Source organism: Pseudomonas sp. GZD-209, assembly GCF_049310485.1.
GTDB lineage: Bacteria > Pseudomonadota > Gammaproteobacteria > Pseudomonadales > Pseudomonadaceae > Aquipseudomonas > Aquipseudomonas sichuanensis.
In genome coordinates this window covers 1-25,329 of record NZ_JBMOWQ010000038.1, presented here as the reverse complement: position 1 = coordinate 25,329, position 25,329 = coordinate 1, and the positions used below count along the sequence as shown (strand labels likewise).

The 25,329-nt window shown below is 65.1% G+C and carries 17 protein-coding genes; 7 read left to right on the top strand and 10 right to left on the bottom strand.

The features are described from left to right. Nucleotides 1-38: 38 nt before the first annotated feature. Nucleotides 39-1,496 (bottom strand): membrane-bound lytic murein transglycosylase MltF, encoded by a 1,458-nt coding sequence (mltF, locus tag ACO6VM_RS06545; RefSeq protein ID WP_422402939.1) that lies wholly within the window; start codon nt 1,494-1,496, stop codon nt 39-41. Nucleotides 1,497-1,820: 324 nt separating this feature from the next. On the opposite strand from mltF, the gene purL reads away from it, so the two are divergent. Both purL and ACO6VM_RS06535 read left to right on the top strand, forming a co-directional pair. Next, entirely contained in the window at nt 1,821-5,720 is a 3,900-nt protein-coding gene (gene purL, locus ACO6VM_RS06540; protein WP_422402938.1) for a phosphoribosylformylglycinamidine synthase, read from the top strand. A 2-nt stretch (nt 5,721-5,722) separates the two neighbouring features. Beyond that, nucleotides 5,723-6,034 carry an NGG1p interacting factor NIF3 gene (locus tag ACO6VM_RS06535; RefSeq protein WP_401056758.1) on the top strand — a complete coding sequence of 104 codons (312 nt, stop codon included), beginning with the start codon at nt 5,723-5,725 and terminating at the stop codon, nt 6,032-6,034. Between the two features lie 72 nt (nt 6,035-6,106). Here ACO6VM_RS06535 and ACO6VM_RS06530 read toward each other — a convergent pair whose 3' ends face one another. The 6 genes from ACO6VM_RS06530 to ACO6VM_RS06505 form a co-directional block, all read right to left on the bottom strand. Further along, on the bottom strand, nt 6,107-8,164 hold the full coding sequence (locus tag ACO6VM_RS06530; RefSeq protein WP_422402937.1) for an HET-C-related protein: 2,058 nt from the start codon (nt 8,162-8,164) through the stop codon (nt 6,107-6,109). Nucleotides 8,165-8,365: 201 nt separating this feature from the next. Further along, nucleotides 8,366-10,399: a PhoX family protein gene (locus ACO6VM_RS06525; protein WP_422402936.1), complete on the bottom strand. Its 2,034-nt coding sequence runs from the start codon at nt 10,397-10,399 to the stop codon at nt 8,366-8,368. 142 nt (nt 10,400-10,541) lie between these two features. Next, nucleotides 10,542-15,062: a hemagglutinin repeat-containing protein gene (locus tag ACO6VM_RS06520; protein ID WP_422402935.1), complete on the bottom strand. Its 4,521-nt coding sequence runs from the start codon at nt 15,060-15,062 to the stop codon at nt 10,542-10,544. 27 nt (nt 15,063-15,089) lie between these two features. Continuing rightward, nucleotides 15,090-16,769, bottom strand: a complete 1,680-nt coding sequence (locus ACO6VM_RS06515; protein WP_422402934.1) for a ShlB/FhaC/HecB family hemolysin secretion/activation protein — start codon at nt 16,767-16,769, stop codon at nt 15,090-15,092. A gap of 161 nt (nt 16,770-16,930) precedes the next feature. Further along, nucleotides 16,931-17,488: a L,D-transpeptidase family protein gene (locus ACO6VM_RS06510; protein ID WP_347148728.1), complete on the bottom strand. Its 558-nt coding sequence runs from the start codon at nt 17,486-17,488 to the stop codon at nt 16,931-16,933. Nucleotides 17,489-17,508: 20 nt separating this feature from the next. Next, nucleotides 17,509-18,063: an NUDIX hydrolase gene (locus ACO6VM_RS06505; RefSeq protein WP_401056752.1), complete on the bottom strand. Its 555-nt coding sequence runs from the start codon at nt 18,061-18,063 to the stop codon at nt 17,509-17,511. A 135-nt stretch (nt 18,064-18,198) separates the two neighbouring features. Here ACO6VM_RS06505 and ACO6VM_RS06500 point away from each other — a divergent pair, with 135 nt between their 5' ends. From ACO6VM_RS06500 to purT, 5 genes are all read left to right on the top strand, one after another. Further along, nucleotides 18,199-18,798, top strand: a complete 600-nt coding sequence (locus ACO6VM_RS06500) for a CoA pyrophosphatase (RefSeq protein ID WP_125465258.1) — start codon at nt 18,199-18,201, stop codon at nt 18,796-18,798. 45 nt (nt 18,799-18,843) lie between these two features. Further along, nucleotides 18,844-19,368, top strand: a complete 525-nt coding sequence (locus ACO6VM_RS06495) for a gamma carbonic anhydrase family protein (RefSeq protein WP_401056751.1) — start codon at nt 18,844-18,846, stop codon at nt 19,366-19,368. After that, nucleotides 19,358-19,555, top strand: a complete 198-nt coding sequence (locus ACO6VM_RS06490; protein WP_390968270.1) for a DUF1289 domain-containing protein — start codon at nt 19,358-19,360, stop codon at nt 19,553-19,555. The genes ACO6VM_RS06495 and ACO6VM_RS06490 overlap by 11 nt, the downstream gene beginning before the upstream one ends. Before the next feature lie 202 nt (nt 19,556-19,757). Beyond that, nucleotides 19,758-20,225 (top strand): preQ0 transporter, encoded by a 468-nt coding sequence (locus ACO6VM_RS06485; RefSeq protein ID WP_401056750.1) that lies wholly within the window; start codon nt 19,758-19,760, stop codon nt 20,223-20,225. Nucleotides 20,226-20,299: 74 nt separating this feature from the next. After that, nucleotides 20,300-21,481 carry a formate-dependent phosphoribosylglycinamide formyltransferase gene (gene purT / locus ACO6VM_RS06480; RefSeq protein WP_422402933.1) on the top strand — a complete coding sequence of 394 codons (1,182 nt, stop codon included), beginning with the start codon at nt 20,300-20,302 and terminating at the stop codon, nt 21,479-21,481. A gap of 142 nt (nt 21,482-21,623) precedes the next feature. On the opposite strand, the gene ACO6VM_RS06475 is transcribed toward purT, so the two are convergent. From ACO6VM_RS06475 to ACO6VM_RS06465, 3 genes are all read right to left on the bottom strand, one after another. Continuing rightward, nucleotides 21,624-22,928, bottom strand: coding sequence for an MFS transporter (locus ACO6VM_RS06475; RefSeq protein WP_422402932.1), 1,305 nt, complete (start codon nt 22,926-22,928; stop codon nt 21,624-21,626). Nucleotides 22,929-23,170: 242 nt separating this feature from the next. Next, nucleotides 23,171-24,355 (bottom strand): transporter associated domain-containing protein, encoded by a 1,185-nt coding sequence (locus ACO6VM_RS06470; RefSeq protein ID WP_125859958.1) that lies wholly within the window; start codon nt 24,353-24,355, stop codon nt 23,171-23,173. A gap of 9 nt (nt 24,356-24,364) precedes the next feature. After that, nucleotides 24,365-25,174, bottom strand: a complete 810-nt coding sequence (locus ACO6VM_RS06465; protein WP_401056748.1) for a cytochrome C assembly family protein — start codon at nt 25,172-25,174, stop codon at nt 24,365-24,367. Between the last annotated feature and the right edge of the window lie 155 nt (nt 25,175-25,329).

Genomic DNA, 25,329 nt, shown 5'->3' with positions numbered 1-25,329 from the left:
GGTAAACCCGCTCCCACAGGCGCCATGGCAAGCCGAAATTACATCGCCGGCGACTGCTCCGCCGGCTTGTCCTTGTTGACCCCCGGCACATGCAGGTTGCCTTCGGCCACCTGGCCCTCGAGCTGCGGCTGGGTCACCCAGGTGAGGATGTCGTAGTAACGGCGGATGTTGGCCACGAAGTGCACTGGCTCACCGCCGCGGGCATAGCCGTACTTGGTCTTGCTGTACCACTGCTTCTGCGACAGGCGCGGCAGCATCTTCTTCACGTCCAGCCACTTGTTCGGGTCAAGCTTTTCACGCTTGGCCAGGGTGCGGGCGTCATCCAGGTGGCCGCTGCCGACGTTGTAGGCGGCCAGGGCGAACCAGGTGCGGTCGGGCTCCTTGATGCTGTCGTCGAGCTCTTCCTTGATCTTCATGAAGTACTTGGCACCGCCCTGGATGCTCTGCTTGGGGTCGAGGCGGTTGGACACCCCCATGGCCTGGGCGGTGCGCTGGGTGAGCATCATCAGGCCGCGCACGCCCGTCTTGGAGGTGACCTCCGGTTGCCACATGGATTCCTGGTAGCCGATGGCCGCCAGCAGGCGCCAGTCCACTTGCTCGACCTTGGCGTAGCTCTTGAAGTGCTTCTCGTACTTGGGCAGGCGCTGCTGCAGGTGCTGGGCGAAGGTGTAGGCGCCCACGTAGCCGAGTACGTCGACATGGCCGTAGTAACGGTCTTTCAGGCGCTGCAGGGTGCCGTTCTTCTGCGCCTTGTCGAGGAACTCGTTGATCTCGTTGAGCAGGCTGTTGTCGTCACCGGCGGCCACCGCCCAGCGCTGATCGCGGCTGTCGCCCAGGTCGAAGGCCACGCGCACGTTGGGGAAGTAGACCTGGTTCATCGCCAGCTCATTGGAGTCGACCAGGGTCAGGTCGATCTGGCCTTCGTCGACCATGCGCAGCAGGTCGACCACTTCGACGGCGTCGGACTCTTCGTATTCCAGCCCTGGGTTCTGCTTTTTCAGTTCCGCCAGCTGGTCGGCGTGGCTGCTGCCCTTGAGCACCATGATCTTCTTGCCCACCAGGCCTTTGGCATTGGTGGGGCGCGAACGGCCATTGCGGTAGATGACCTGGGGCGTGACTTCAAGGTAGGGGTGGGAGAACTTCGCCTGGGTGGTGCGCCGCTCGCTGCTGACCAGGCCGGCGGCGGCCAGCACCGGGCCGGACGGCTTGCCCAGTTGGTCGAACAGTTGGTCGAGGTTGTCGGCGGTCTCGATCTGCAGCTTCACCCCAAGGTCGTCGGCAAAACGCTTGACCAGCTCGTACTCGAAACCGGTTTCGCCGTTGCGGTCCTGGAAGTAGGTGGCCGGGCTGTTGCGGGTAATCACGCGCAATACGCCGTCCTCCTTGACGCGTTCGAGGGTGCTGGGTTTTTCAACGCAGGCACCGAGCATCAGGAAGAGTCCGGTTGCGAAGAGCCATTTGGCGCAACGCTGGCGCAAAGCAGTGTGGGCGAACATAGCGTGCAGTATACGCAAAGGACTGCTGGCGCCATATCTCGACAATATGCGGGTTGTCTGGTAGCGAATTTTGCGCCACTGGCGGCATCAAGGCAGGCGTGGGAGCGGGCTTGCCCCGCGATTGACGGTTACTGGCGGCGCTTTTCGGGCCTCTGGCGCTATCGCGGAGCAAGCCCGCTCCCACGTTTGGACAGGTGTTTTTTTTGACCTGCAGGTCCGGTTCCACCGCCCGGCAGCATTGGCTTAGAGCGGGTGCCGAAAGCCTGCAAATTAGGCTAGAATGCACGGCCTCTAAGCACACCCCTTCCTGAGGCTGTCCCGACGATGTTGATCCTGCGCGGCGCTCCTGCCCTTTCTGCCTTTCGCCACGGTAAATTACTCGAGCAACTGAGCCAGAAAGTCCCCGCTGTTACTGGTTTGTATGCCGAATTCGCCCACTTCGCCGACGTCGACGGCGAGCTGACCGCCGACCAGCAGCAGGTGCTGGGCCGTCTGCTCAAGTACGGCCCGAGCGTGCCGGTGCAGGAGCCGACCGGCCGCCTGTTCCTGGTGGTCCCGCGCCTGGGCACCATCTCGCCTTGGGCCTCCAAGGCCAGCGACATCGCCCACAACTGCGGCCTGCAGTCGATCCAGCGCCTGGAGCGCGGCATCGCCTACTACGTCGCCGGTGAACTGTCCGACGCCGACGCCCAGCTGATCGCCGCCGAGCTGCACGACCGCATGACCCAGCGCGTGCTGGCCAAGCTGAAGCAGGCAGCCGACCTGTTCAGCCACGCCCAGCCCAAGCCGATGACCTCGGTCGACATCCTGGCCGGTGGCCGCGACGCGCTGGCGCAAGCCAACATCGACCTGGGCCTGGCCCTGGCCGAAGACGAGATCGACTACCTGGTCAATGCCTTCCAGGGCTTGAAGCGCAACCCGAACGACATCGAGCTGATGATGTTCGCCCAGGCCAACTCCGAGCACTGCCGCCACAAGATCTTCAACGCCAGCTGGGACATCGACGGCGAAGAGCAGGAAAAAAGCCTGTTCGGCATGATCAAGAACACCTACCAGATGCACAGCGAAGGCGTGTTGTCCGCTTACAAGGACAACGCCTCGGTGATCGTCGGTTCGGTGGCCGGCCGCTTCTTCCCGAACCCTGAAACCCGCCAATACGGCGCGGTGCAGGAGCCGGTGCACATCCTGATGAAGGTCGAGACCCACAACCACCCGACCGCCATCGCCCCGTTCTCCGGCGCCTCCACCGGCTCCGGCGGCGAAATCCGCGACGAAGGCGCCACCGGCCGCGGCGCCAAGCCCAAGGCTGGCCTGACCGGCTTCACCGTGTCCAACCTGCGTATCCCGGGCTTCGAACAGCCATGGGAGAAAGCCTATGGCAAGCCGGAGCGCATCGTCGACGCGCTGGACATCATGATCGAAGGCCCGCTGGGCGGCGCTGCGTTCAACAACGAATTCGGCCGCCCGGCACTGACCGGCTACTTCCGTACCTTCGAGCAGAGCATCAACACCCCCCACGGCGAAGAAGTGCGCGGCTACCACAAGCCGATCATGCTCGCCGGCGGCATGGGCAACATTCGTGAAGACCACGTACAGAAGGGCGAGATCACCGTCGGCGCCAAGCTGATCGTGCTCGGCGGCCCGGCCATGCTGATCGGCCTGGGCGGCGGCGCCGCTTCGTCGGTGGCCACCGGCGCCAGCTCTGCCGACCTGGATTTCGCCTCGGTACAGCGCGAAAACCCGGAAATGGAGCGCCGTTGCCAGGAGGTCATCGACCGTTGCTGGCAGCTGGGTGACAAGAACCCGATCGCCTTCATCCACGACGTGGGTGCCGGCGGTATCTCCAACGCCTTCCCAGAGCTGGTCAACGACGGCGGCCGCGGCGGGCGCTTCGAGCTGCGCAACGTGCCCAACGACGAGCCGGGCATGGCCCCGCACGAGATCTGGAGCAACGAATCCCAGGAGCGCTACGTGCTGGCGGTCAGCGCCGAAGACTTCGAGCGCTTCCAGGCCATCTGCGAGCGCGAGCGCTGCCCGTTCGCGGTCGTTGGCGAAGCCACCGAAGAACCACACCTGACCGTCACCGACAGCCACTTCGACAACACCCCGGTGGACATGCCGCTCGACGTGCTGCTGGGCAAGCCGCCGCGCATGCACCGTTCGGTGACCCGCGAAGCCGAGCTGGGCGATGAGTTCGACCCGAGCACGCTGGAACTGGCCGACTCCGTCGAGCGCGTTCTGCGTCACCCGGCCGTGGCCAGCAAGAGCTTCCTGATCACCATCGGCGACCGCACCATCACCGGCCTGGTCGCCCGCGACCAGATGGTCGGCCCGTGGCAGGTCCCGGTGGCCGACTGCGCCGTCACCGCCACCAGCTTCGACGTCTACACCGGCGAAGCCATGGCCATGGGCGAGCGTACTCCGCTGGCACTGCTGGATGCCCCGGCGTCCGGCCGCATGGCCATCGGCGAGACCATCACCAACCTGGCCGCCTCGCGCATCGAAAAACTGTCCGACGTCAAACTGTCGGCCAACTGGATGTCCGCCGCGGGTCACCCGGGTGAAGACGCCCGTCTGTACGACACCGTCAAGGCCGTGGGCATGGAACTGTGCCCTGAACTGGGCATCACCATCCCGGTCGGCAAAGACTCGATGTCGATGAAGACCAAGTGGAGCGAAGAGGGCGCCGAGAAGAGCGTGACCTCGCCGATGTCGCTGATCATCACCGGCTTCGCCCCGGTCACCGACATCCGCAAGACCCTGACCCCGCAATTGCGCATGGACAAGGGCGAAACCGACCTGATCCTGATCGACCTGGGTCGTGGCCAGAACCGCATGGGTGCCTCGATCCTGGCGCAGACCCACGGCAAGCTGGCCAGTGCCGCCCCTGACGTCGACGACGCCGAAGACCTCAAGGCGTTCTTCGCCGTGATCCAGGGCCTGAACGCCGATGGTCACCTGCTGGCCTACCACGACCGTTCCGACGGCGGCCTGATGACCACCGTGCTGGAAATGGCTTTCGCTGGCCACTGCGGCCTCGAGCTGGAACTGAACACCCTGACCAGCAAGCGTGAAAAGGTTGCTGCCATCCTCTTCAACGAGGAGTTGGGTGCGGTGATCCAGGTGCGTCAGGACGCCACCGGTGAAGTGCTGGCACAGTTCAGCGCCGCCGGGCTGGGTGAAGACTGCGTCGCGGTGATCGGCCAGCCGATCAACAACGGCGAAGTCCTGATCAACTTCGAAGGTGAAGAACTGTTCAAGGGCGATCGTCGCCTGCTGCAGCGCCAGTGGGCCGAGACCAGCTACCAGGTCCAGCGCCTGCGCGACAACGCCGACTGCGCCGACCAGGAATTCGACCTGCTGCTCGAAGAAGATAACCCTGGCCTGTCGGTCAAGCTTGGCTACGACGTCAACGACGACATCGCCGCGCCGTACATCAAGAAAGGTGTGCGCCCGCAAGTGGCAATCCTGCGCGAGCAGGGCGTCAACGGCCAGGTCGAGATGGCAGCCGCCTTCGACCGCGCAGGCTTTGCCGCGATCGACGTGCACATGAGCGACATCCTCGCCGGCCGTGTCGATTTCGAAGCCTTCAAAGGCCTGGTGGCCTGCGGTGGCTTCTCCTACGGCGACGTGCTCGGTGCCGGTGAAGGCTGGGCCAAGTCGGCGCTGTTCAACGCCCGTGCCCGCGATGCCTTCCAGGCGTTCTTCGAGCGTACCGACAGCTTCGCCCTGGGCGTGTGCAACGGCTGCCAGATGATGTCCAACCTGCACGAGTTGATCCCGGGCACCGAGTACTGGCCGCACTTCGTGCGCAACCGCTCGGAGCAGTTCGAGGCGCGCGTGGCCATGGTCGAAGTGCAGAAGTCCAATTCGATCTTCCTGCAGGGCATGGCCGGTTCGCGCATGCCGATCGCCATCGCCCACGGTGAAGGCCATGCCGAGTTCGCCAGCGAAGAGGCACTGCTGGAAGCCGACCTGTCCGGTTGCGTGGCCCTGCGCTACGTCGACAACCACGGCAAGGTCACCGAAGCCTACCCGGCCAACCCGAACGGCTCGCCGCGCGGGATCACCGGCCTCACCAGCCGTGACGGTCGCGTGACCATTATGATGCCGCACCCGGAGCGTATGTTCCGTGCCGTGCAGAACTCCTGGCGCCCGGACGAGTGGCAGGAAGACGCGGCCCTGATGCGCATGTTCCGTAACGCGCGCGTCTGGGTGAACTAAGGGTGCACAAGCTCGCCTTCTTCGTCCCCGACAGCCATGTCGAAGTGGTCAAGGCCGCTGTGTTCGCCGCCGGTGGCGGGCGCATCGGCGGCTATGACCACTGCGCCTGGCAGACCCTCGGCCAGGGCCAGTTCCGCCCGTTGGACGGCAGCCAGCCGTACCTCGGGCAGGCCGGCCAGGTCGAGGTGGTCGAGGAGTGGAAGGTGGAGCTGGTGGTGGCTGACGGGCTGATCATTCAGGTCGTCGACGCGCTCAAACGGAGCCATCCGTATGAGACACCGGCTTATGAGGTCTGGCAGTTGCTGGACCTTTGAGCCGACGCTCGAATGGATACGAAGAAGGGTGGGCCTAGGCCCACCCTTCTTTATGCTCAAAGGTTATTGCAATCAAAAGAACGGGAACAGATTGTTGAAACTTTCGCTGGTCTTGATCGGCGTATAGTTCTTGATCTCATCAAGCTCGCGCAGATGTTCCCGTGCATGTTTCTGGTAACTTTCACGCAGCTTGTCGAACAGGCTGGAAGAGGAACCCCGCGCAATTTCCTCTTTATGGGTACATGCCCATTTCCTGACGATTTCATCCTGCCAGTCGGTGTCATAAGGGTGCTGAATGAAGGCGATGGCCTGATCTGAGGGGGGCACTTCAAGCTCACCCCTCCAGTACGCCTGCATGTGATCGCCCAACTGTTTTACTGCCTCTTCGGCGAGCAAGGTCGCCAGTCCGTGGAAGGGGTGGGTGTCGTGATCCTTGGCCAACTGTGAGTGGGTCGGGTCTACGCCCGGCGTAGTATTGGGATCATCGCCAAACTCTGTCTGGAAATCGTCCACCAGGTCGCCGAGTTTTGTCAGCAATGACTGGAAGACTTGGTTGCAGTAATAGCCGACCACCCGCAACGGCAGGGTCACGACCCAATACACATAATGGGTAAAGCGGAACAACGGCTTATCGGCGAGGTTGTCGCGCAGCGCCAGCAGTCTTTCCAGTGCATTCAGCCACATGGGATTTTCCTGCTCGCGGAGCAGAATCAGCATCACCTTCTCGGCATCGCTACGGTAGCCACGTTCAATGTCCTTGAACGCCGGAGGGCTGGTGGGGAACATCATCTTGGCCAAGGGTTCGGCAACACTGGCGAGTATGTCGAAACCGCTGAACAGGCCGGTAACCACTGGCAGGCCATGTTTACAGTCGGTTTCTGTTGTCCAGGGCAATACGTCCTTATGGCCAAGCTTGCGCAAGCTGAGCTCGACGAAGTTGGAGTGGGCGAAATAATCTTCAACGATATGCAGGGCCTCGCCGAAATGCCGCAGGCGATCTGTTTTTTCGTCGGAGTACCCAGCCCTTTGGATGTGGTGATGCAGGTTATTGATCGGCCCATCCATGTAGACCTTTCTCGATTCAATGGGATAGACCATGGTCGCGTCATCACCTGGCCTGATCGGCGCTTCGAAATCCTCGTCGATTGCCCTGGGGTCGAGGGGCATCTCACTGTGGTCGGTGGGGTTGTCGATGTGTTCCGACGGGCGATACACCCCGAGCAGTTCGGTAGTCACCCTGTAGGCTTCGCGCCCCTCCTCAGTGTTCTGCAGGCTGTTGAACGCTTTGAGGGCCAGCAGGTCGACGATCTGGGTGAGGGCGTCTCGAGAGATCTTCCTGGGGAATTGCTTGGGGGCATCCATGGGGCGAACGAGCTTGGGGTCGATCAGTTGTGAATGGTCGCGTAGCCAGTTGCCGAAGTAGACAGCCTTGACTTCCTGCGCACTGAAACCGACCTTCCTCAGGACCTGTGCGATCGTTTCGTGGCCACCTTCGCCTGCGCCGAACCGTGGTTGTGGCCTGACACGACGCAGTTCCGGGATCACCGCCTCAACAGGGGGCGCGTCGCTCACATCCAGGGCCAGTGTCAGTTCTTCCCCGGCAACGGTGAAATAGCCGAACACCGTGCCGTCCTCGGGGGAACTGTCGATGAAGGTCATCATGCTGGCGTATCTGCCGGCAACTTCCTGCGCTTGTTCAGGTGTCGGTGGCGACAGATCGTCCTCGCCCATGGCGTGGCGCTCGATCTGGATCAGGTTGGCCAGATGGCCACCAAAGGCGCCGAGCAGGGCCAACAAGAATTCGGGTGTGTCTTGTGGATTGGCGAGCACCCGGTCGATGGCCGACTGGTCGATGAAGATGACCTGCAAGTCGTTGTCGTAGCGGGTGATGGTGTCTTGCTGCGTCACCACCTGGAATGCAGGGTTGTCGAGGGCGCCTTCAAGTAAGTCGGTACGAAGCTTGAGATAGACCTCAGCCGGTACTTCCAGGCCGAACACCGGCATGAAGGTGAGCATGAAGTCGAGCTCCGGGGTATCCATGGCAAACACGGTAAGCTGGTCGTGAGCGAAAGAACTCTCGAAAACGGGTGCTTCTTCCTCGTACATCGTGGCGTTGTTCATGCCGTGCATGTCGCGTCCTCTCATCAAATGTGTAGGACGTTCAGCGTGATGTTTCACAAGCTGCGGAAGAATATGGAACTGGATCCTACAGTGACGCGGGAAACATCTTTCTTGGTGTTCATCCAGGTCTGAGTCGGCTGGCCGCAGCAACTGACGACCTTGCCGTCAGTTGCTGCCATGTGGCCTGTTGCAAGCGATTTACCGCGCCTTTCAGGCGATGCCGATCTCCCCGCCGTCGTTACGCTGGATGACCACGGTCGAAGAGCGTGGGCGCACCTTTTCGCCGGCCGGCGTGGCATCGGTGGCGATCCCGCTGGCTGGCCAGTTTTCCGGGTGCTGGATGTTGACGAACAGGGTCTTGTTATCCGGGGTGAAGGCGATGCCCGTCACCTCGCAGCCATTGGGCCCGACGAAGAAGCGCCGCAGGTCCGCCTGGTTGCTGGCGTTGACCGGTATCTGCTTGCCGTTGCCATCCACCAGGTCGGTGGGGATCACCGCCAGCAACTGGTCGTTGGTGTAGCTGGTCACGCTCTGTTCGCCGTTGTCGGTCTCGAACCACAGTACGCCGCGGCTATCGAAGCGCATGCCGTCGGGGCTGGCGAACTGGTTCATCTCGGTCAGGCCGGAGCGGTTGATGTCGGGGCCGCCGGCGGCGTTGGCGCCGAACACGAAGATGTCCCAGGTGAAGCGCTGGTGATCGTCGCTTTCGTGCCAACGGATGATGTGGCCGTGGCGGTTGGGGCCGCGCGGGTTGGCCGCATCGACCTTGTCCGGGCTGCGTGCGCTGTTGTTGGTCAGGGTGAGGTAGGCGTCGCCATTGAGCGGGTTGACCGCGGTCCACTCGGGGCGGTCCATCGGCGTTGCGCCCACGGCGTCGGCGGCGCCACGGGTATTGAGGATGATGCCCGCCAGGTCGCCATAACGTGCCCCCAGGGTGGCGCCGTCGGTCGTGGCGGTTACTGCATCGAGCAGCAGCCACACACCCTTGCCGTCGGCATCGAACCGCGCCACGTAGAGCTTGCCCTTGTCCAGGTATTTGGCGCCGGTGGCCAGGCGGTCGGCAGGCTTGGCATCGGCCGGGTCCCACAGCGCGTCCGAGACGAACTTGTACAGGTACTCGTTGTTGGAGTCGTCGCCGGTGTACCAGACCAGCGGCTTGCCGGCCACGGCCAGGCCCGGGCAGCAGCCCTCGTGGCGGAACCGGCCCAGCGCGGTGCGCTTCACCGCCCGGGTGGCGCTGTTGTAGGGGTCGATCTCGACGATGTAACCGTAGGTGCTGGCCTCGTTACGGAAGTCGTCGCTGGCGCTGGCACCGCTCGGGGTGAGGTTGAAACGGGCGAATTCGTCGTCGAACTCGCTGGCGTCCCCGGCGGCGGTTTCCCAGCTGTATTGGCCCGTGGTGGCGGAGACGCCGATGCGCACCTGGTCGGCAGGGCGGGTGGCGGTGTTGACGAAGATGCCCGGCCAGTTCTCCTCGCAGGTCAGGTAAGTGCCCCATGGGGTGTAGCCGTTGCCGCAGTTGTTGTTGGTGCCACGGCATTCCACGCCACTGGGCGAGAAGCGGGTCTTGACGTGCTCTGTGCCGCGCAGGGGGCCGGCGATGTCCATCACCGTGGCGGTGGTGAAGCGCCGGTTCAGCGGGTCGTTGTCGACCACCTGCCAGCGCCCGCCGACCTTGCGGATGCGTACCACGCCGGCGCCGTGGGCGTTGATCTCCTTGCGCACCTCTTCGGCCGGGCGCTTGCCGTCGACCGTGGTAGGGCCGGCCGGGTGCAGGGCGGCGGTGTCGATGTATTCGAAGTTGATCGCCAGCAGGCCGTCGTCGGAGCTGCCATCGATGGGGAAGAAATGCATGCCGTCATGGTGCATGCCCATGGCATTGGCCTGGTCGGCGGCGCTGTTGCTGCCGTCCGCTTGCCAAGGTTTGCCGCTGCTGTTCAGCGGCGTGCCCCAAGGCGCCAGTACATAGGCGCTGTAGCCGGCGGCGACGACGCAGGCGTCGGTGCGCGAGCCTTTGATCGATTGGAAGCCAAGTTTGGGCGTGGCAGGTTTCGGCGTGGGGGCAGGGGTGCTGGCGCCGCTGTCGAAGCAGCCGGCCAGGCCTGCGCCGGCGATCATGGCGATTGCAGCGCCCAGGCCGCCGCGTACCACGGCCCGACGGCTCAGGTAGGCGTCCATGACGCTGGCCATCGGCAGGTTGCCGCTCAGGTTGCGGTCCAGGTTGTCGCCGCTGTCTCGACTCATCAGGTGTCCTTTTTTATCCGAGTTGAAGCAAACGCAAACTGTAGGTCGCAAATGTGACGATCAGTTTGCAGAAAGGTTACCGGGGCTCGCGGCCCCGGCGATTGCTGCGCAGGCTTTGTTTCTGCATGTTTAGCCGTGATGGCTACGGCTTGCCGTCGATCCGAGACACCCACTCGGTACCACGGCTATGGCCACTGGTACGCAACAGGCCCAGGTCAAGCGAGTTGTCGCCCCCGGCGGCGCCTTTGCCTTGGATGCTTTCGAGCACGGCGGTGCCTAGGTCGATCGGTGAGTTGGACGCGTCCAGCGACAGGTCGCGGCGATAGTCACGACCGCTCAAGGTCTCACGGGTGACACTGCTGCCGCCCAGGTCGACGCGGCCTTCGCTGGCCAGCAGCCTGGCACCGGTCAGGCGGGTATCGCCTGCCACTTTCAGGTCGATGCCCTGGGTGCCGGCGAGGGTGGTCTGCCGGGTGACGGTGTCACGTTGTTGATGGCTGACTTGCACCTTGAGCGTCGGTGACAAGGCGGGCTCCGACTTGGCCAGCCACTTGCCGGCCTTGTCGCGCACCTTGTCGCCAGCCGGCCCGGCCAGTGCGCTGGCAGCGTTGATATGCCCCTGCGGGTTCTTCTCCTGGCTGAGGCGCCCGTCAACCGTCAGCGCGAGGCTGTCGACTCGGTCCTTGCGGCTGGCGACCAGCAAGTCGCCGCCCACCTTGCCACTGATGCGCTCGGCATCCAGGCGTGCGCCTTCGATACGTGTGTCGCCACGGCTGTGCAGGTCGATCTCCCCGGCGTTCAGGGTGCTGTCGTGCCAGGCCTGGTTGTTGCGCCTGTCGAGTCCCACCTGCACCCGTCCGTGCAGGGCGCGCACATCCTTGTCGCGGGTTTCGCCACGGTTCAGCTTGAAGCCGGCCCCGGCGGTGATGTCGCGATTGTCGCGGTGCTCCTGCTGGCTCGATGCTTCGATCAGCAAACCGCCGTGCCTGGCATCCAGGCCGATCCGCGGGGCGCTGGCCTGCAGCCCCTGAACCTGCAGGGCGACGTCATCACGGGCCAGGCTGGTGAGCTGCAGCGCAGCCTTGCTGGTGAAGCGGGCGTCCACGGCCTGAAGGTCATGTTCATCCACCTTGGCGCTGGTGAAGTGCCCGCCCAGGTTACCGCCTTTGCCTGCACCGGTTGTGCCGGCGATTTCCAGACCGCCACCGAGGGTGGAACCGCTGGCCTCATGGCTATCACTGGCGGCGCCAACTGTCAGCAGGCCGTCGCTGTGCAGGGTGATGTCGCCGCTGGCATCGATACGCGTGCCCTCAAGGTGCAGGTTGGAGGCGCTATTGAGTTCGACCGCGCCCTTGGCGTCGACCTGGGCTACCTGCGCCTTGGTGTCCGCGCCTTGCCGCCGGCTGTGATCGAGGTAACCACGCAGGTCGAGGCCCTGGCTGCCGGGGCGGTTGCCGCCCTTGGCCCAGAGGCTGGCGTCCAGTTGCGTTTTGTTCTGCGTGGTGCGGTCATGGGCCGCAGCCAAGGTCAGGTTGCCGGTGCTGACCAAGCTGACCGCGCCATCGCCACCGTCGAAACGCGTGCCTTCATACCGCCCATCGCTGCCCAGTTGTACCTGGATACCGGTTTGCCCATACAGGCTGCCGGGGCGGGCGAGGGTAGTGGTCTGCCGGTTCGCCAGGGCGCCGCCTTTGCCTTCGAGGCGGCCGTTGATGTCCTGCCCGGTGCTGGTATCCACCCGCAAGCCGCCGTCGACTGCCAGACGCCGCACTTCGTGCTGCTGCTCGTCGCTTGCAGCAAGCAGTTGATGCGTGTCGGCCTGGATCTGCAGCGGGCCGCTGCTGGCGCTGTAGTGGGTGCCCTGGTCATCGATACGCTTGGCGTCGATGCGTACCGTGGCGCCACTGAAAGTGCTGGCCTGGGCGCTGCTGTTGGCGTCGGTCTGGGTGCGGGCGAGGTGGTTTACGGTCAGGTCGGCGCCAACACTGGGTGGTGCCAGCGCGTCTTCGATGCCGGGCTGCTGGAAGCGCGCGGCTTCATCGCCGTTGACCAGGCGTTCGATGGGCCGGGAAATATCGCGGTACTCGATGCTCGCCCCCAGGCTGCCCTGCCAGTGGTTGCTGCGCTGTTCGCGGGCCGTGCTGTTGTGCGCGGCACGATTGTCGATGCGCGGGGCGTTGACCAGCAGTGTACCTGCGGCCTCGACACTGGCCGCTTCGCTGGCCAGGTGCGGGGTGTCGATGCGCAGGTCGCCAGCGGCCTTGAGTTCGCTGCGTTGCAGCGTGCTGCTGGTTTCGCGCTGGCTGTCCTGCTTGCGGTGGCCGTAGAAGGCACTGCCGATGCGGTCGATGCCACCGGTCACGGCAAGGCCGCCGCCGCTGCGAGTGTCGGTCGTATGGTTGGCCTCGGTATGGCGCGCGGCGTCGAGAACCACCTTCTGCGCCTGCAGGCTCAGGTCCGCGGAGTTGGCCAGCACCTGTGAGCCGGTGACGTTCAGCTGTCCGCCACTGCGCAGGTCAACGGCAGCGCCGCTCAGCGTGCTGGCGACCTGCTGCGTTGCCGATTGCCGCTCGTCGACCTGGGCAACCTCGTAGCCGACTCTGGCGTCGTACTGGCGCGAGTCCGGCTTGCCGTCCTGCGCCAGCCGGGTTTGTTGGGCGCTGGCAGTCAGATAGCGTTGTTGGCTGGAGCGTTCGGTGCTGTGGGTGGTTTGTGCACTTTCGATGTCGAGGTTGCCCTTGGCATCGAGCTCCAGCTTTTGCCCGGCACTGAGGGTGGCCCCCTGCACCTTCAACTCATCGGCGCTGGCCAGGCGCAGGTTGCTGGTGGAGCGCAGGTCGCTCTGCAGCACCTGTTGCGTGTTCTGCCGGGTTTCGCTGCTCTTGCCGAGCAGGCCGAACACTTTGCTGTCACTGGCGTTTTGCTGCGATTGGCGGGTGCTCTTTGCGGCCTCGACCGTCAGCGCGGCCTTGTCGCTGTAGAGCACGGCGTCGCCGCCACTGCTGACCGTGCTGCCGCGGATGGCCATGCTGTCGGCACTGACACTGAGCTTGCCTTCGGCGCGCAGGCTGCTGCCGCTGGCCTGGCTGCCCTGGGTCTGGTCGCCGTTGCGCTTGCCGAAGAAGGTGCCGGACACCAGGTCGCCGCGGTAGTCGCGCTGGTTGCCGCTATCCTTGAGCGCCTGTTCGCCCACCTCGACCTGGCGTGCCTGCAACTGCAGGTCGCCCTGGCTGTGCAGGGTGCTGGCGCGGACCCGCAGGGCATTGCCTGCGCTGGCCACGATCTGCGCGCCCTGGAGGGTGCTGGGGCTGGCCTTTTCGCGGTATTGCTGGCTGTCGCTGTCGCCGCGCCAGAGGTGTTTGCGATGGCGCACCTGCTCGTCGACGGTGCTGCTGTCGACTGCGGCGTCGATTGCCTGGTCGGCACCGCTGTGCAAGGCCAGCGTGCCTCCGGCCTGCAGCTGGGCGGCGCTCAGTTGCAGGTCGTCGCGGGCGTCGAGGGTGAGGTCGTCACTGGCCTGCAGTACCGAGCCCTGTTGCGCACGGTCGGTCTGGGTGCGCTCGCGGTTGTAGGTTTCCGTGGTGACGAACCACCATTTCTTGTCCCAGGCATCGCGGTCTCGTTGTATTTCTTCGCGGGTGGCGGCATCCAGGGTGAGTGTCTGCCCCGCGCGGGCTTCGATGCGCTCGGCCTGGCCGCGGGTGGCGGTCAGTTGCAGGTCGCCGGCGGCGTCCAGGGTCAGTGCGCCGCGGCTGCTGGTCAGGCTGGCCTGGTGCTGCCCGGTGCCTTGCACACGCAGGTCGCCGGCGGAGCGGATGGTCAGCTGGTCATCGGCCTGCAAGGCCACGGCGCCGACCTTGACGCCTGCGCCTTCGGCGCTGCTCACCACGCGGATGCGCCCGGCACGCATGGCGCCAAACAGGCTGGCGTCGATGCTGCCCGGGGTGCCGGGCAGGTGCTGCAGTACCTCGCCGCTGGCAGCGTCGAGGCGCTGGCGGCCGACGTTCAGGTTCAGCTCGCCCTTGGCCTCGATCGGCCCGACGCTGTCGATGCGCGGGGCGATCAGGTCCAGCGCGCCTTCCTTGTTGGACTGCCCTTGCGCCAGTACCTGCAGCGCGCCCTCGGCCTTGAGCGTATCCAGGTACTTGAGCTGCTGGTCTTCGATGACCGGGGTGCCCACCAGCAAACCGGCGCGGGTGGTGTTGATGAAGCTACCGCCGTTGAGGGTGATGCCGTTGGGGTTGGCGAGGATGTAGTCGGCAGCACGGCCGAAAATCTCCTGTGGGCCTTCAATCAGTGAGGCGTTGCGGCTGATCACTTCGTTGAGGATGGTCGAGGCGGCCTGGCCCTGGAACTGCGGGTTGGCCGCCAGGGCACCGGCCAGTTGCGACTGGCCGGCGTGCACGGCGTTGTTCAGGACCAGGCCCTGGTTGCCGACGTTGTAGTCGAGGAACTGGTTGTGCGACAGGCCGCTGGCATTGGGCGCAACGATATCGATCACCGGGACGCCGTGCGCCTCGCTGAGCAATGGCGTGCCGCCCGGGCCGGGGGCAGGTTGCGGCGGGCCGGCGGCCAGCAGCGTGGGCGAAGCGCACAGGCAAAGGAACATGGCCCAGCGCAGCCGGTCGGGGCGCAGCGGGCGGGGATGTTCGGTCGTTTTCATGGTGGTGCTCTCCTTTCGGTGGATGAATCAGAGGTTCAAGGTCCACTCCAGGCCCCAGAAGCCGGGCTCGAGCGCGCGGCGCGGGCGATCGCTGGCGTACAGGGCGCGTTGGTAATCGAGGCGTATGCGGTTGCCGGGCAGGCTCAGCTCCAGGCCCAGGGTGCCGCCGGCCAGGCGCTGCGAAGGGCTGCCGTGGTCGAAGCGGGTCCAGCCCAGGTCCAGGCCCAGGTAGGGGCGCAGTTGCACGGCGGTGGATGAAAGGAGGTCGAAGGGGTAGCTGAGGGTATTGCGCCAGGCGGCCCCGCTGGCGCCGGAGACGGTGCGCTGGCGCACGCCGCGGACACTGTTGTTGTCACTGAGCAGCAGCTGCTCGATGGCGGGCAGCGGGTCGGGGCTGTATTGCAGGTTCAGCTCGCTTTGCCAGCGCCAGGGGTGCTCGGGCGGTGCCTGGGCCAGGTACAGCAGGCTGGCGCGGTACTTGCGAAAGTCGGGTTTCGGGGCGCCGGGGCGCAGCGCGCGGCGGTCGGCGCCGAGTGCGTCAAGGCCCTGGCTGAGCCCCAGCGAGGCGCTCCACAAGCCATGCTCCAGCCACAGCAGGTTGAGGCCGGCGTCGAGGGTGGTGAGGGTCGGGCTTTGCACGGCCAGGCGTTGGCGTTGCAGGTAGTTGTCCAGGCGTTTGTGGTCCAGGCGCAGGCCGGCGCTGAGCATGCCCTGCTGGTTGCGCCACAGCACCCGCTCGCCGCTCAGGCCCTGGAACTGGCTGCCGCCGCTGGCCTGGCGCCCGCCGGGCAACGGTGAGTGATAGCTCAACTGGCTGGCGCTGAGCGCGAAGGACCAGGGGCCGTAAGGGATGCTGTAGTACAGGCTCAACCCCTGGCTGGCGCCGGGCGCCTGCAGCACGGTCGAGAACAGCGCTACCCGCAGGTCGTCGTTCAGCCCCAGCGGGCTGTCCAGGCCGAGCCCGAGGTTGAGGCGCTGGCGGCCGGTCAGTGGGCTGCCGCGGTTGTCGAAGCGGCTTTCCAGGTGCCAGCGGGCGCCGACCTGGCGTGGGACGATGCGTACGCGCGTCGCCCCCGCCACCTCGCCGGGCAGCAGCTCGGCGCCAAGGTCGTAGGCCCGCAGGCGATTGAGCTGGTCCAGGCCTTGCTCCAGGTCAGGCAGGTGCAGTGGCTGGCCGAGCAGGCCGGGGAAGGCACCGCGCAGCGACAGCGGCAGCTCGTCGCCGGCCAGTTCGATGGCTTCGACAAAGCCCTCGACGATCAGGATGTCCAGTGGCAGGCCGGGCTGCGGTGCCTGCAGCAGATAGGGGCGCGCAAGTGGATAGCCGGCCTGCACATAGCGTTCGGTCAGTGCCCTGAACAGCCGGTTGACGGCCGCCACGTCCATGCAGGGCAGCACCAGCGGGCGCAAGGTGCCTTCGAGGTCGCTGGCCGAGAGCCGGCGATTGCCGCTCATGCGCACCCCCGACACTGGCCAGCAGGGGCTGCCGGCATCGTCTGGCGAGGTGCCTCGCGGCGTGCGGCTGGACGGTTGGCGGTACTGCCAGCGTTGCAGGCGCTGGCGCTGTTCCAGTTCGCGTATCGACTGCTGCTGGTCGCGCAGTTGCAGGCTAGCCGGGTCTTCTGCCGCGGCGGCCGGTACGCTGCACAGGCTCAGCAGCAGGCAGGCGAGGTACAGCGGGATGGCACGACGGAGGGTGGTCGGCATGGCGAAATCCGGCAATTCGTGTACGAAGGAAGTACTCGTTTGCGTGGATTCTATGAATCTGCCTAGCCGATTAGATGCGGTCCCGAGCCCATCTGAATGCCAGATGGGTGGTGAGAATGTGTAGGGGATTTCCTAGGAAATTGCGCCGACGGGGCGCTTGCTCAAGGGCGGATTTCGATCAAAGTACCGTCCTTGACCATGCTCCACACTTCGCGCATGTCGTCGTTGCGCATGGCGATGCAGCCCTCGGTCCAGTCGAGGGTGTGGAAGTACCACTCCGGGTATTCCTCGTTGATCGGGGTGCCGTGGATCATGATCATGCCACCGGCATCCACCCCTTCACGGCGGGCCTTGGCGGCGTCGGTGATGTTCGGGTAGGAGATGTGCATGGCCAGGTTGTAGCGGTCGCTGACCTTGCGCCAGTCGAGCCAGTACAGGCCCTCGGGGGTTTTCTTGTCGCCCTCGCGCACCTTGGCGCCCTTGGGTTGCTTGCCCAGGGAAATACGGTAGGTCTTCAGCGGTTCGCCACGGCTGATCAGTTGCAGGCGGCGTTCGGACTTGAGCACCAGCACTTTGTCGATCAACGGCCCCTGCACCACGGCGCTGGCGGGTGAAACGGTCTGCACGACCGGTTGTGGCTTGCGAATGATGGTTTCGGTGAACGCGGCATGCGAAACCGAGGCGACACTGAGGCAGAAAAGGGCAAGCAACCAGCGCATGAAACCGTATCCCTGAAAACTTAAGTGGTGGATGACGCGACATTCATCGGCGGCAGGTATTCATGGCCTATCGGGTAATGCTGCCTGACGCGGTCGCGATAGTAGCATTCTAGTGTGCGTGTGACGGTGCGGAAAGCCAGCTCATCCCACGGGATCTCGTGTTCCTCGAACAACCGTACCTCCAGGCTCTCGACGCCGACGGCGAAGTCCAGGTCGGCCAGTTCCGCGCGGAAGAACACGTGCACCTGGTTGATGTGCGGCAGGTCGAACAACTGGTACAGGCTCATTTGCGTGACCCGGGCGCAGGCCTCTTCCACGGTTTCGCGACGAGCGGCGTCGTCGAGGGTCTCGCCGTTCTCCATGAAACCGGCGGGCAGGGTCCAGAAACCGCGGCGTGGCTCGATGGCACGGCGGCACAGCAGCACCTGGCTGCCCCAGGTGGGCAGCACCCCGGCAACGATGTTGGGGTTCTGGTAATGGATGGTCTGGCAATGCTCGCACACATACCGTGGGCGGCTGTCGCCCTCGGGGATTCGCTGGATGACCGGCTGGCCGCACGCGCTGCAGAATTTCATGCTTTCATCATTCCTGTGGGGTCTGGCTATCTTGGCGCGCGCGGTCGGCCCACTGCAAGCAGCCCGGGGCAGGGCTTGGGTGCCCGCAGGCTTTGGTGCATCATGCACGGCAGGCCTTGGAATCGAGAGTGCGTAATGCTGGACGAGCTTCTTCGCCGAATGAGCAACCACACCCCTGCGTCACTGCAGGTGGACAGCCGTTTTCCGGAAGCAGCGGTGCTGTTACCCATCACCCGCAGCGATGAGCCCGAGCTGGTGCTCACTCTGCGTGCCAAGGGTTTGTCCACCCACGGTGGCGAAGTGGCGTTCCCTGGCGGGCGGCGCGATCCGGAGGACCCGGACCTGGTGTTCACGGCCCTGCGTGAAGCAGAAGAAGAAATCGGCCTGCCGCCCGGCCTGGTCGAGGTGATCGGCCCGCTCAGCCCGCTGATTTCATTGCATGGCCTGAAGGTGACACCCTTCGTCGGGCTGATCCCCGATTACGTCGAGTACCACGCCAACGATGCGGAAATTGCCGCCGTGTTCACGGTGCCGCTGGCGTTCTTTCGCCAGGACCCGCGCGACCACACCCACCGTATCGATTACCAGGGCCGCAGCTGGTACGTGCCCAGCTACCGCTATGGCGACTACAAGATCTGGGGGCTGTCGGCGATCATGATCGTCGAGCTGGTCAACCTGCTGTTCGATGCCGGCATCAGCCTGCACAAGCCGCCAGAGCGTTTCATCCAGAACTGAGCGGGGCACACCCCGCCACCGGCGTTCAACCGTGAGGAGCGACACATGAAATACCGCCTGGGCGACCTGCGGGTCGAGACCCATCCCACCAGTTGGGCCGCACCCAATGCCACGCTGATCGGCAAGGTACGCCTGCAGGCGCGTGCCAGCGTGTGGTTCGGCGCGGTGCTGCGCGGCGACAACGAGCTGATCGACATCGGCGAGGACAGCAACGTCCAGGACGGCACGGTGATGCACACCGACATGGGCTCGCCGCTGACCCTCGGCAAGGGCGTGACCATCGGCCATAACGCCATGCTGCATGGCTGCACGGTGGGCGACTACAGCCTGATCGGCATCAATGCGGTGATCCTCAACGGTGCGCGCATCGGCAAGCACTGCATCATCGGCGCCAATGCACTGATCCCCGAAGGCAAGGAAATCCCCGACGGCTCGCTGGTAATGGGCTCGCCTGGCAAGGTGGTGCGCGAGCTGACCGAGCAGCAGCAGCGCATGCTCGAAGCCAGCGCTGCGCATTATGTGCACAACGCCCAGCGTTACGCCCGTGACCTGGTGCTCGATGAAGACTGACGAACGGCCCGTGGCCTCGCCCTGCGTCAGCATTTGCGCCCTGGACGAGCAGGATGTCTGCACCGGGTGCCAGCGCACGGTGAGCGAGATCACCCGCTGGGGGCGGATGGACAACCAGGAGCGCCGTGAGGTGCTCAAGCGCTGCCATGAGCGGGCGGTGGCAGCGGGGCTGATCATCGGCATGTGAACCGTTGCGGTTTCATTCGCGGGTAAATCGCAGCGGCGAACCGCCGCTCCCACAGGTTCAGCGACAACCTGTGGGAGCAACTGTCTTGCTCGCAATTCAAACAGCTGCGCGATCCCTGTGGGAGCGGGTTTACCCGCGAAGAGTCTGGCGCTGACTTTGAATTCAAGTATTCTGTGCGGCTTGCCCAACATCCAGATAGCCCATGTTCTTTCTCATCGCCTATATCAGCAGCGTGGTGCTGATCAACTACGCCTTCTCCAGCGCACCGCACCTGGATGTGATCTGGTCCGCCTGGGGCGGGTTGGTGTTCATCCTGCGCGACATGGTGCAGACCCGCTACGGCCATGGCGCGCTGCTGGCCATGCTGGCGGCTCTGGTGCTCTCGTATGCCACCTCTGAGCCTGCCATCGCCCTGGCCAGCGCTACCGCGTTCTTCGTCTCCGAATTGATCGACTGGCTGGTATTCAGCGTCACCCGCCGGCCCCTGCGCGACCGCCTGTGGCTGAGCTCGGCGCTGAGCATCCCGGTGGACACCTTCATCTTCTTCGGCATGATCGGCGCATTGACCCCCGTGGTGATCGGCACGGCGCTGGCGTCGAAGTTCGCCGGAGTCACCGCGGTATGGCTGATCATGGCCTGGCGCGCCCGGCGCGCGATGGTCGCATCCTGATGTAGAATGCGGGTCCAATTTTCAGCGGGCGGCAGCCAGCGTGGCGCGGCCCCGGACGCCTTCGAGGACCTGAAATGACCCGTATCGGAACCCCATTGTCGCCTACCGCGACCCGTGTACTGCTGTGCGGCTGCGGCGAGCTGGGCAAGGAAGTGGTGATCGAGCTGCAGCGCCTGGGCGTCGAGGTGATCGCCGTCGACCGTTACGCCAATGCCCCGGCCATGCAGGTCGCGCACCGCAGCCACGTGATCAACATGCTCGACGGCGTGGCCCTGCGCGCGGTGATCGAGGCGGAAAAGCCGCACTACATCGTCCCCGAGATCGAGGCCATCGCCACCGCCACGCTGGTGGAGCTTGAGAACGAAGGCTTCAATGTCGTCCCCACCGCCCGCGCCACCCAACTGACCATGAACCGCGAAGGCATCCGCCGCCTGGCCGCCGAAGAGCTGGACCTGCCGACCTCGCCTTACCATTTCGCCGACACCTTCGAGGACTACAGCAAGGCCGTCGCCGACCTCGGCTACCCGTGCGTGGTCAAGCCGGTGATGAGCTCGTCGGGCAAGGGCCAGAGCCTGCTGCGCAGCGCCGACGACCTGCAGAAGGCCTGGGACTACGCCCAGGAAGGCGGCCGCGCCGGCAAGGGCCGGGTGATCATCGAGGGCTTCATCGACTTCGAGTACGAAATCACCTTGCTGACCGTGCGCCATGTGGGCGGCACCACCTTCCTTGAGCCGGTCGGCCACCGTCAGGAGAAGGGCGACTACCAGGAGTCCTGGCAGCCTCAGGCGATGAGCCCGAAAGCCCTGGCTGAGTCGCAGCGGGTGGCCCAGGCGGTCACCGACGCCCTGGGTGGGCGTGGCCTGTTCGGCGTCGAACTGTTCGTCAAGGGTGACCAGGTGTGGTTCAGCGAAGTGTCGCCGCGCCCGCACGACACCGGCCTGGTGACCTTGATTTCCCAGGACCTGTCGCAGTTCGCCCTGCACGCCCGGGCGATTCTCGGCCTGCCGATCCCGGTGGTGCGCCAGTTCGGCCCGTCGGCTTCGGCGGTGATCCTGCCCGAAGGCCAGTCGCAGCAGGCCGCCTTTGCCAACCTGAACGCCGCCCTGAGCGAGCCGGACACCGCCATCCGCCTGTTCGGCAAGCCTGAGATCAACGGCACTCGCCGCATGGGCGTGTGCCTGGCGCGTGATGAGTCGGTTGAAGCCGCACGGGCCAAGGCGACCCGCGCTTCGCAGGCGGTCAAGGTCGAGTTCTGATCTGAAATGCATCGCGGGGCAAGCCCGCTCCCCACCCCGGTACACCGCACAAAAGGGGAGGGAGGTTTCCCATAAGCCCGCTCCCACGTGTGTCACATCGCACAGGTGGGAGCGGGCTTGCCCCGCGATCGTTTTAAGAGGTTCAAAGCTCGGTATTGCGCGTCTCTTTAAGGCACAACACGGCAATCAGGCTGATCACCGCCGCCGCCGACACATACCCCCCCACCCAGCTCAAGCCCCCCATGCTCACCAGCTTCTGGGCAAAGAACGGTGCCGCCGAGGCGCCGACGATGCCGCCCAGGTTGTAGGCCGCCGAGGCGCCGGTGTAGCGCACGTGGGTCGGGAACAGCTCTGGCAGCAAGGCGCCCATCGGCGCGAAGGTCACCCCCATCAGGAACAGCTCGATGCTCAGGAACAGTGCCACGCCCGTGGTCGAGCCCGAGGTGAGCAGCGGCTCCATGGCGAAGCCCGAGGCGATGGCCAGCAGCGCACCCACGATCAATACCGGCTTGCGCCCGTAGCGGTCGCTGAGCCAGGCCGACAGTGGCGTGGCCAGGGCCATGAACACCACGGCGAAGCACAGCAGGCCGAGGAAGGTCTCGCGGCTGTAGCCCAGCGTCGTCACGCCGTAGCTCAGCGAGAACACCGTGGAGATGTAGAACAGCGCGTAGCACACCACCATCGCCGCCGCGCCCAACAGGGTCGGCAGCCAGTACTGGGCGAACAGTTCGACCACCGGCATCTTGACCCGCTCCTGGCGCGCCACGGCCTTGGCGAATACCGGGCTTTCCTCGAGTTTCAGGCGTACGTACAGGCCAACCAGCACCAGCGCGGCACTGAGCAGGAACGGAATGCGCCAGCCCCAGTCGCGGAACTGCTCGTCGCTGAGTACCAGGGCCAGGGTGAGGAACAGGCCGTTGGCGGCCAAAAAGCCGATCGAGGGGCCCAGTTGCGGGAACATGCCGAACCAGGCGCGCTTGCCTTCAGGGGCGTTCTCGGTGGCCAGCAGCGCCGCGCCACCCCATTCGCCGCCCAGGCCCAGGCCTTGGCCGAAGCGCAGGATGCAGAGCAGGACCGGCGCCCACACGCCGATGCTGTCATAGCCCGGGAGCACGCCAATCAGCGTGGTCGAAACCCCCATCAGCAACAGTGAAGCGACCAGGGTCGACTTGCGCCCGATACGGTCGCCGAAGTGACCGAACAGCGCCGAGCCCAGTGGCCGGGCGAGGAACGCGATGCCGAAGGTAAGGAAGGCCGCGAGCATCTGCGCGGTGCCCGACCCGGACGGGAAGAACACCGGCCCGATCACCAGGGCGGCGGCGGTGGCGTAGACGTAGAAATCGTAGAACTCGATGGCAGTGCCGATGAAACTGGCGGTGGCCACCCGCGCTGGCGAGTTGACCGGGGCCGCCGAGGCAGGTTCGGCGTAGGTGCTGCTGGTAGTCATGCGTAGGTCCCTGACAGTCGATGCTCCATGGGGCACGGCCCATGTGGCAGGCACACGGGAGCCGGAGCGTATTGTTATGAGTCGCGTGACTGACGATAGCCCAGGGGGTAGGGAGGGTCGGGCGCTGTTCGGGGTGGTGACGCAGGGCCGTGGGGCGTGTCAGTGATGCGGACTGGCCGTGGGGCGCCGGGTGCGGGTAGCAGGCGGGACGGCAGGGCTGGGTAAGCGTTGGCCGAGTATAACTATCGGGTCAGGGTCCAGACCAGCACCTTGCTGGCGCAATTGTCCTCGGTTTCGAGGATTTCCAGGCGATAACGGCCGATCTTCAGGCATACCGCCGTTGCCGGGATGCTTTCCAGCGCCTCGGTGACCAGGCCGTTGAGGGTTTTCGGCCCGCCATCACAGGGCAGGTGCCAGCCGAGGGTGCGGTTGATCTCACGCAGCGAGGCGGTGCCCTCGATGATGAAGCGGCCATCGCTCTGCGGGTGCACGTGGGGGTTGTCGAGGCTGTGTTCGTCTTCGAATTCGCCGACGATCTCTTCGAGGATGTCTTCGAGGGTGACGATGCCCAGCACTTCGCCGTATTCGTCCACCACCACGCCCATGCGCCGCTGTTGCTTGTGGAAGTTCAGCAACTGCATCTGCAGGGGCGTGCTTTCGGGGACGAAGTAGGGCTCGTAGCAGGCGGCCTGGAGCTTTTCGAAGGTGAGTTCGGCGCGCGGCAGCAGGTGGCTGATCAGTTTGGTGTTGAGTACCGCTTCCACCTGGTTGATGTCGTTGTGATAGACCGGCAGGCGGGTGTGGCGGCTGACGATCAGTTGCTCGACGATGCGCTCGATGGGGTCGTCGAGGTTGATGCCGTCGACTTCGTTGCGCGGTACCAGGATGTCGTTGACGGTGATCTTGTCGAGGGCCTGCAAGCCCGCCAGCAAGCCATTGTGGGACGGGTCATGCTGCTCGTCGTCATCGAAGTCGTCTTCCTGCGGGTGCAGCGCCACCGCCATGGGCTGCACGCGGAACGGGCGCAGGATCAACCGGGCGCAGCCATCGAGCAGGCAGGCCAAGGGTTGCAGTGCGGCCAGCGGGACCTTGAGCAGGCTGGCGCCAAGGCTGATGAATGCCTGTGGATTGCGCCGGGCCAGGCGTCGCGGCAGGTACTCGGCGAGCACCAGCAAGGCTGCGGTGGCGGCCAGCCCGGCCAGCCAGAAACCGTGTTCGCCGCTGTAGCGCTGGCCGATCAGGCAGGCCAGGCCCAGCACCAGCAGCTTGCCGAGGCTGGCGCAGAGCACCAGGGCCTGGGCGGGCAGGGTCGGGTCGGCGTGGCCGTTCTGTTGCTGGCGAGCGCAGTCCACGGCGGTGAACAGCGCTGACCACAGCAGGGCCAGTACCAGTGTGCCGAGCAGCGGGGCGTACGGCAGGGTATCCATGGGCGGCCGTCAGATATGCAAGATGAATTCGCGGACCAGCTTGCTGCCGAAATAGGCCAGCATCAGCAGGCAGAAACCGGCGAGGGTCCAGCGGATCGCCTTGTGGCCACGCCAGCCCAGGCGGGTGCGGCCCCACAGCAACACACTGAACACGATCCACGCCACGCAGGCCAGCAGGGTCTTGTGCACCAGGTGCTGGGCAAATAGGTTGTCGAGGAACAGCCAGCCGGAGATCAGCGACAGCGACAGCAGCCCCCAACCGGCCCAGAGGAAGCCGAACAGCAGGCTTTCCATGGTCTGCAGCGGCGGGAAGTTGCGGATCAGCCCGGACGGGTGCTTGTGCTTGAGCTGGTAGTCCTGCAGCAACAGCAGCAGGGCCTGGAACACGGCGATGGTGAACAGGCCATAGGCGAGGATCGACAGCAGGATGTGCGCGAGGATGCCTGGCTCTTCATTGATCAGCGGCACCGTGCCGGGCGGGGCGAACTGCGCCAGTAACGCTGTTACCGCACCCAGCGGGAACAGCAGCACCAGCAGGTTTTCCACTGGAATGCTCAGGCAGGCGATCAGCGTCAGGCCGATCACCGCCACGGCGATCAGGCTGGCGGCGCTGAAGAAATCCAGGCTCAGGCCCAGCGGGGTGATCAGCTGGAAGAACAGCGCGCCGCCCTGGGCGAGCACCGCCAGTGCGCCGAGCAGGCCGAGCAGCCGCTTGTCGGCGCGGGCGCCACGGGCCAGGCCGGTAGCCTGGTAGACGGTCGCGGCCACATAAAGGAAGGCGGCGATCAGGTTGGGGATGAGGCTGGGTGAAGAGAGCATAAGTCCTGGCAGGCAAGCCTTAAAGGGACGGAGTTTGGCATAGAACGCGGTGGGCAAGGAAGACTGCTGCGCTGCGCCGGCCTTTTCGCGGGTAAACCCGCTCCCACAAGGGTTGCGCTGAACCTGTGGGAGCGGGTTTACCCGCGAAGGCGACA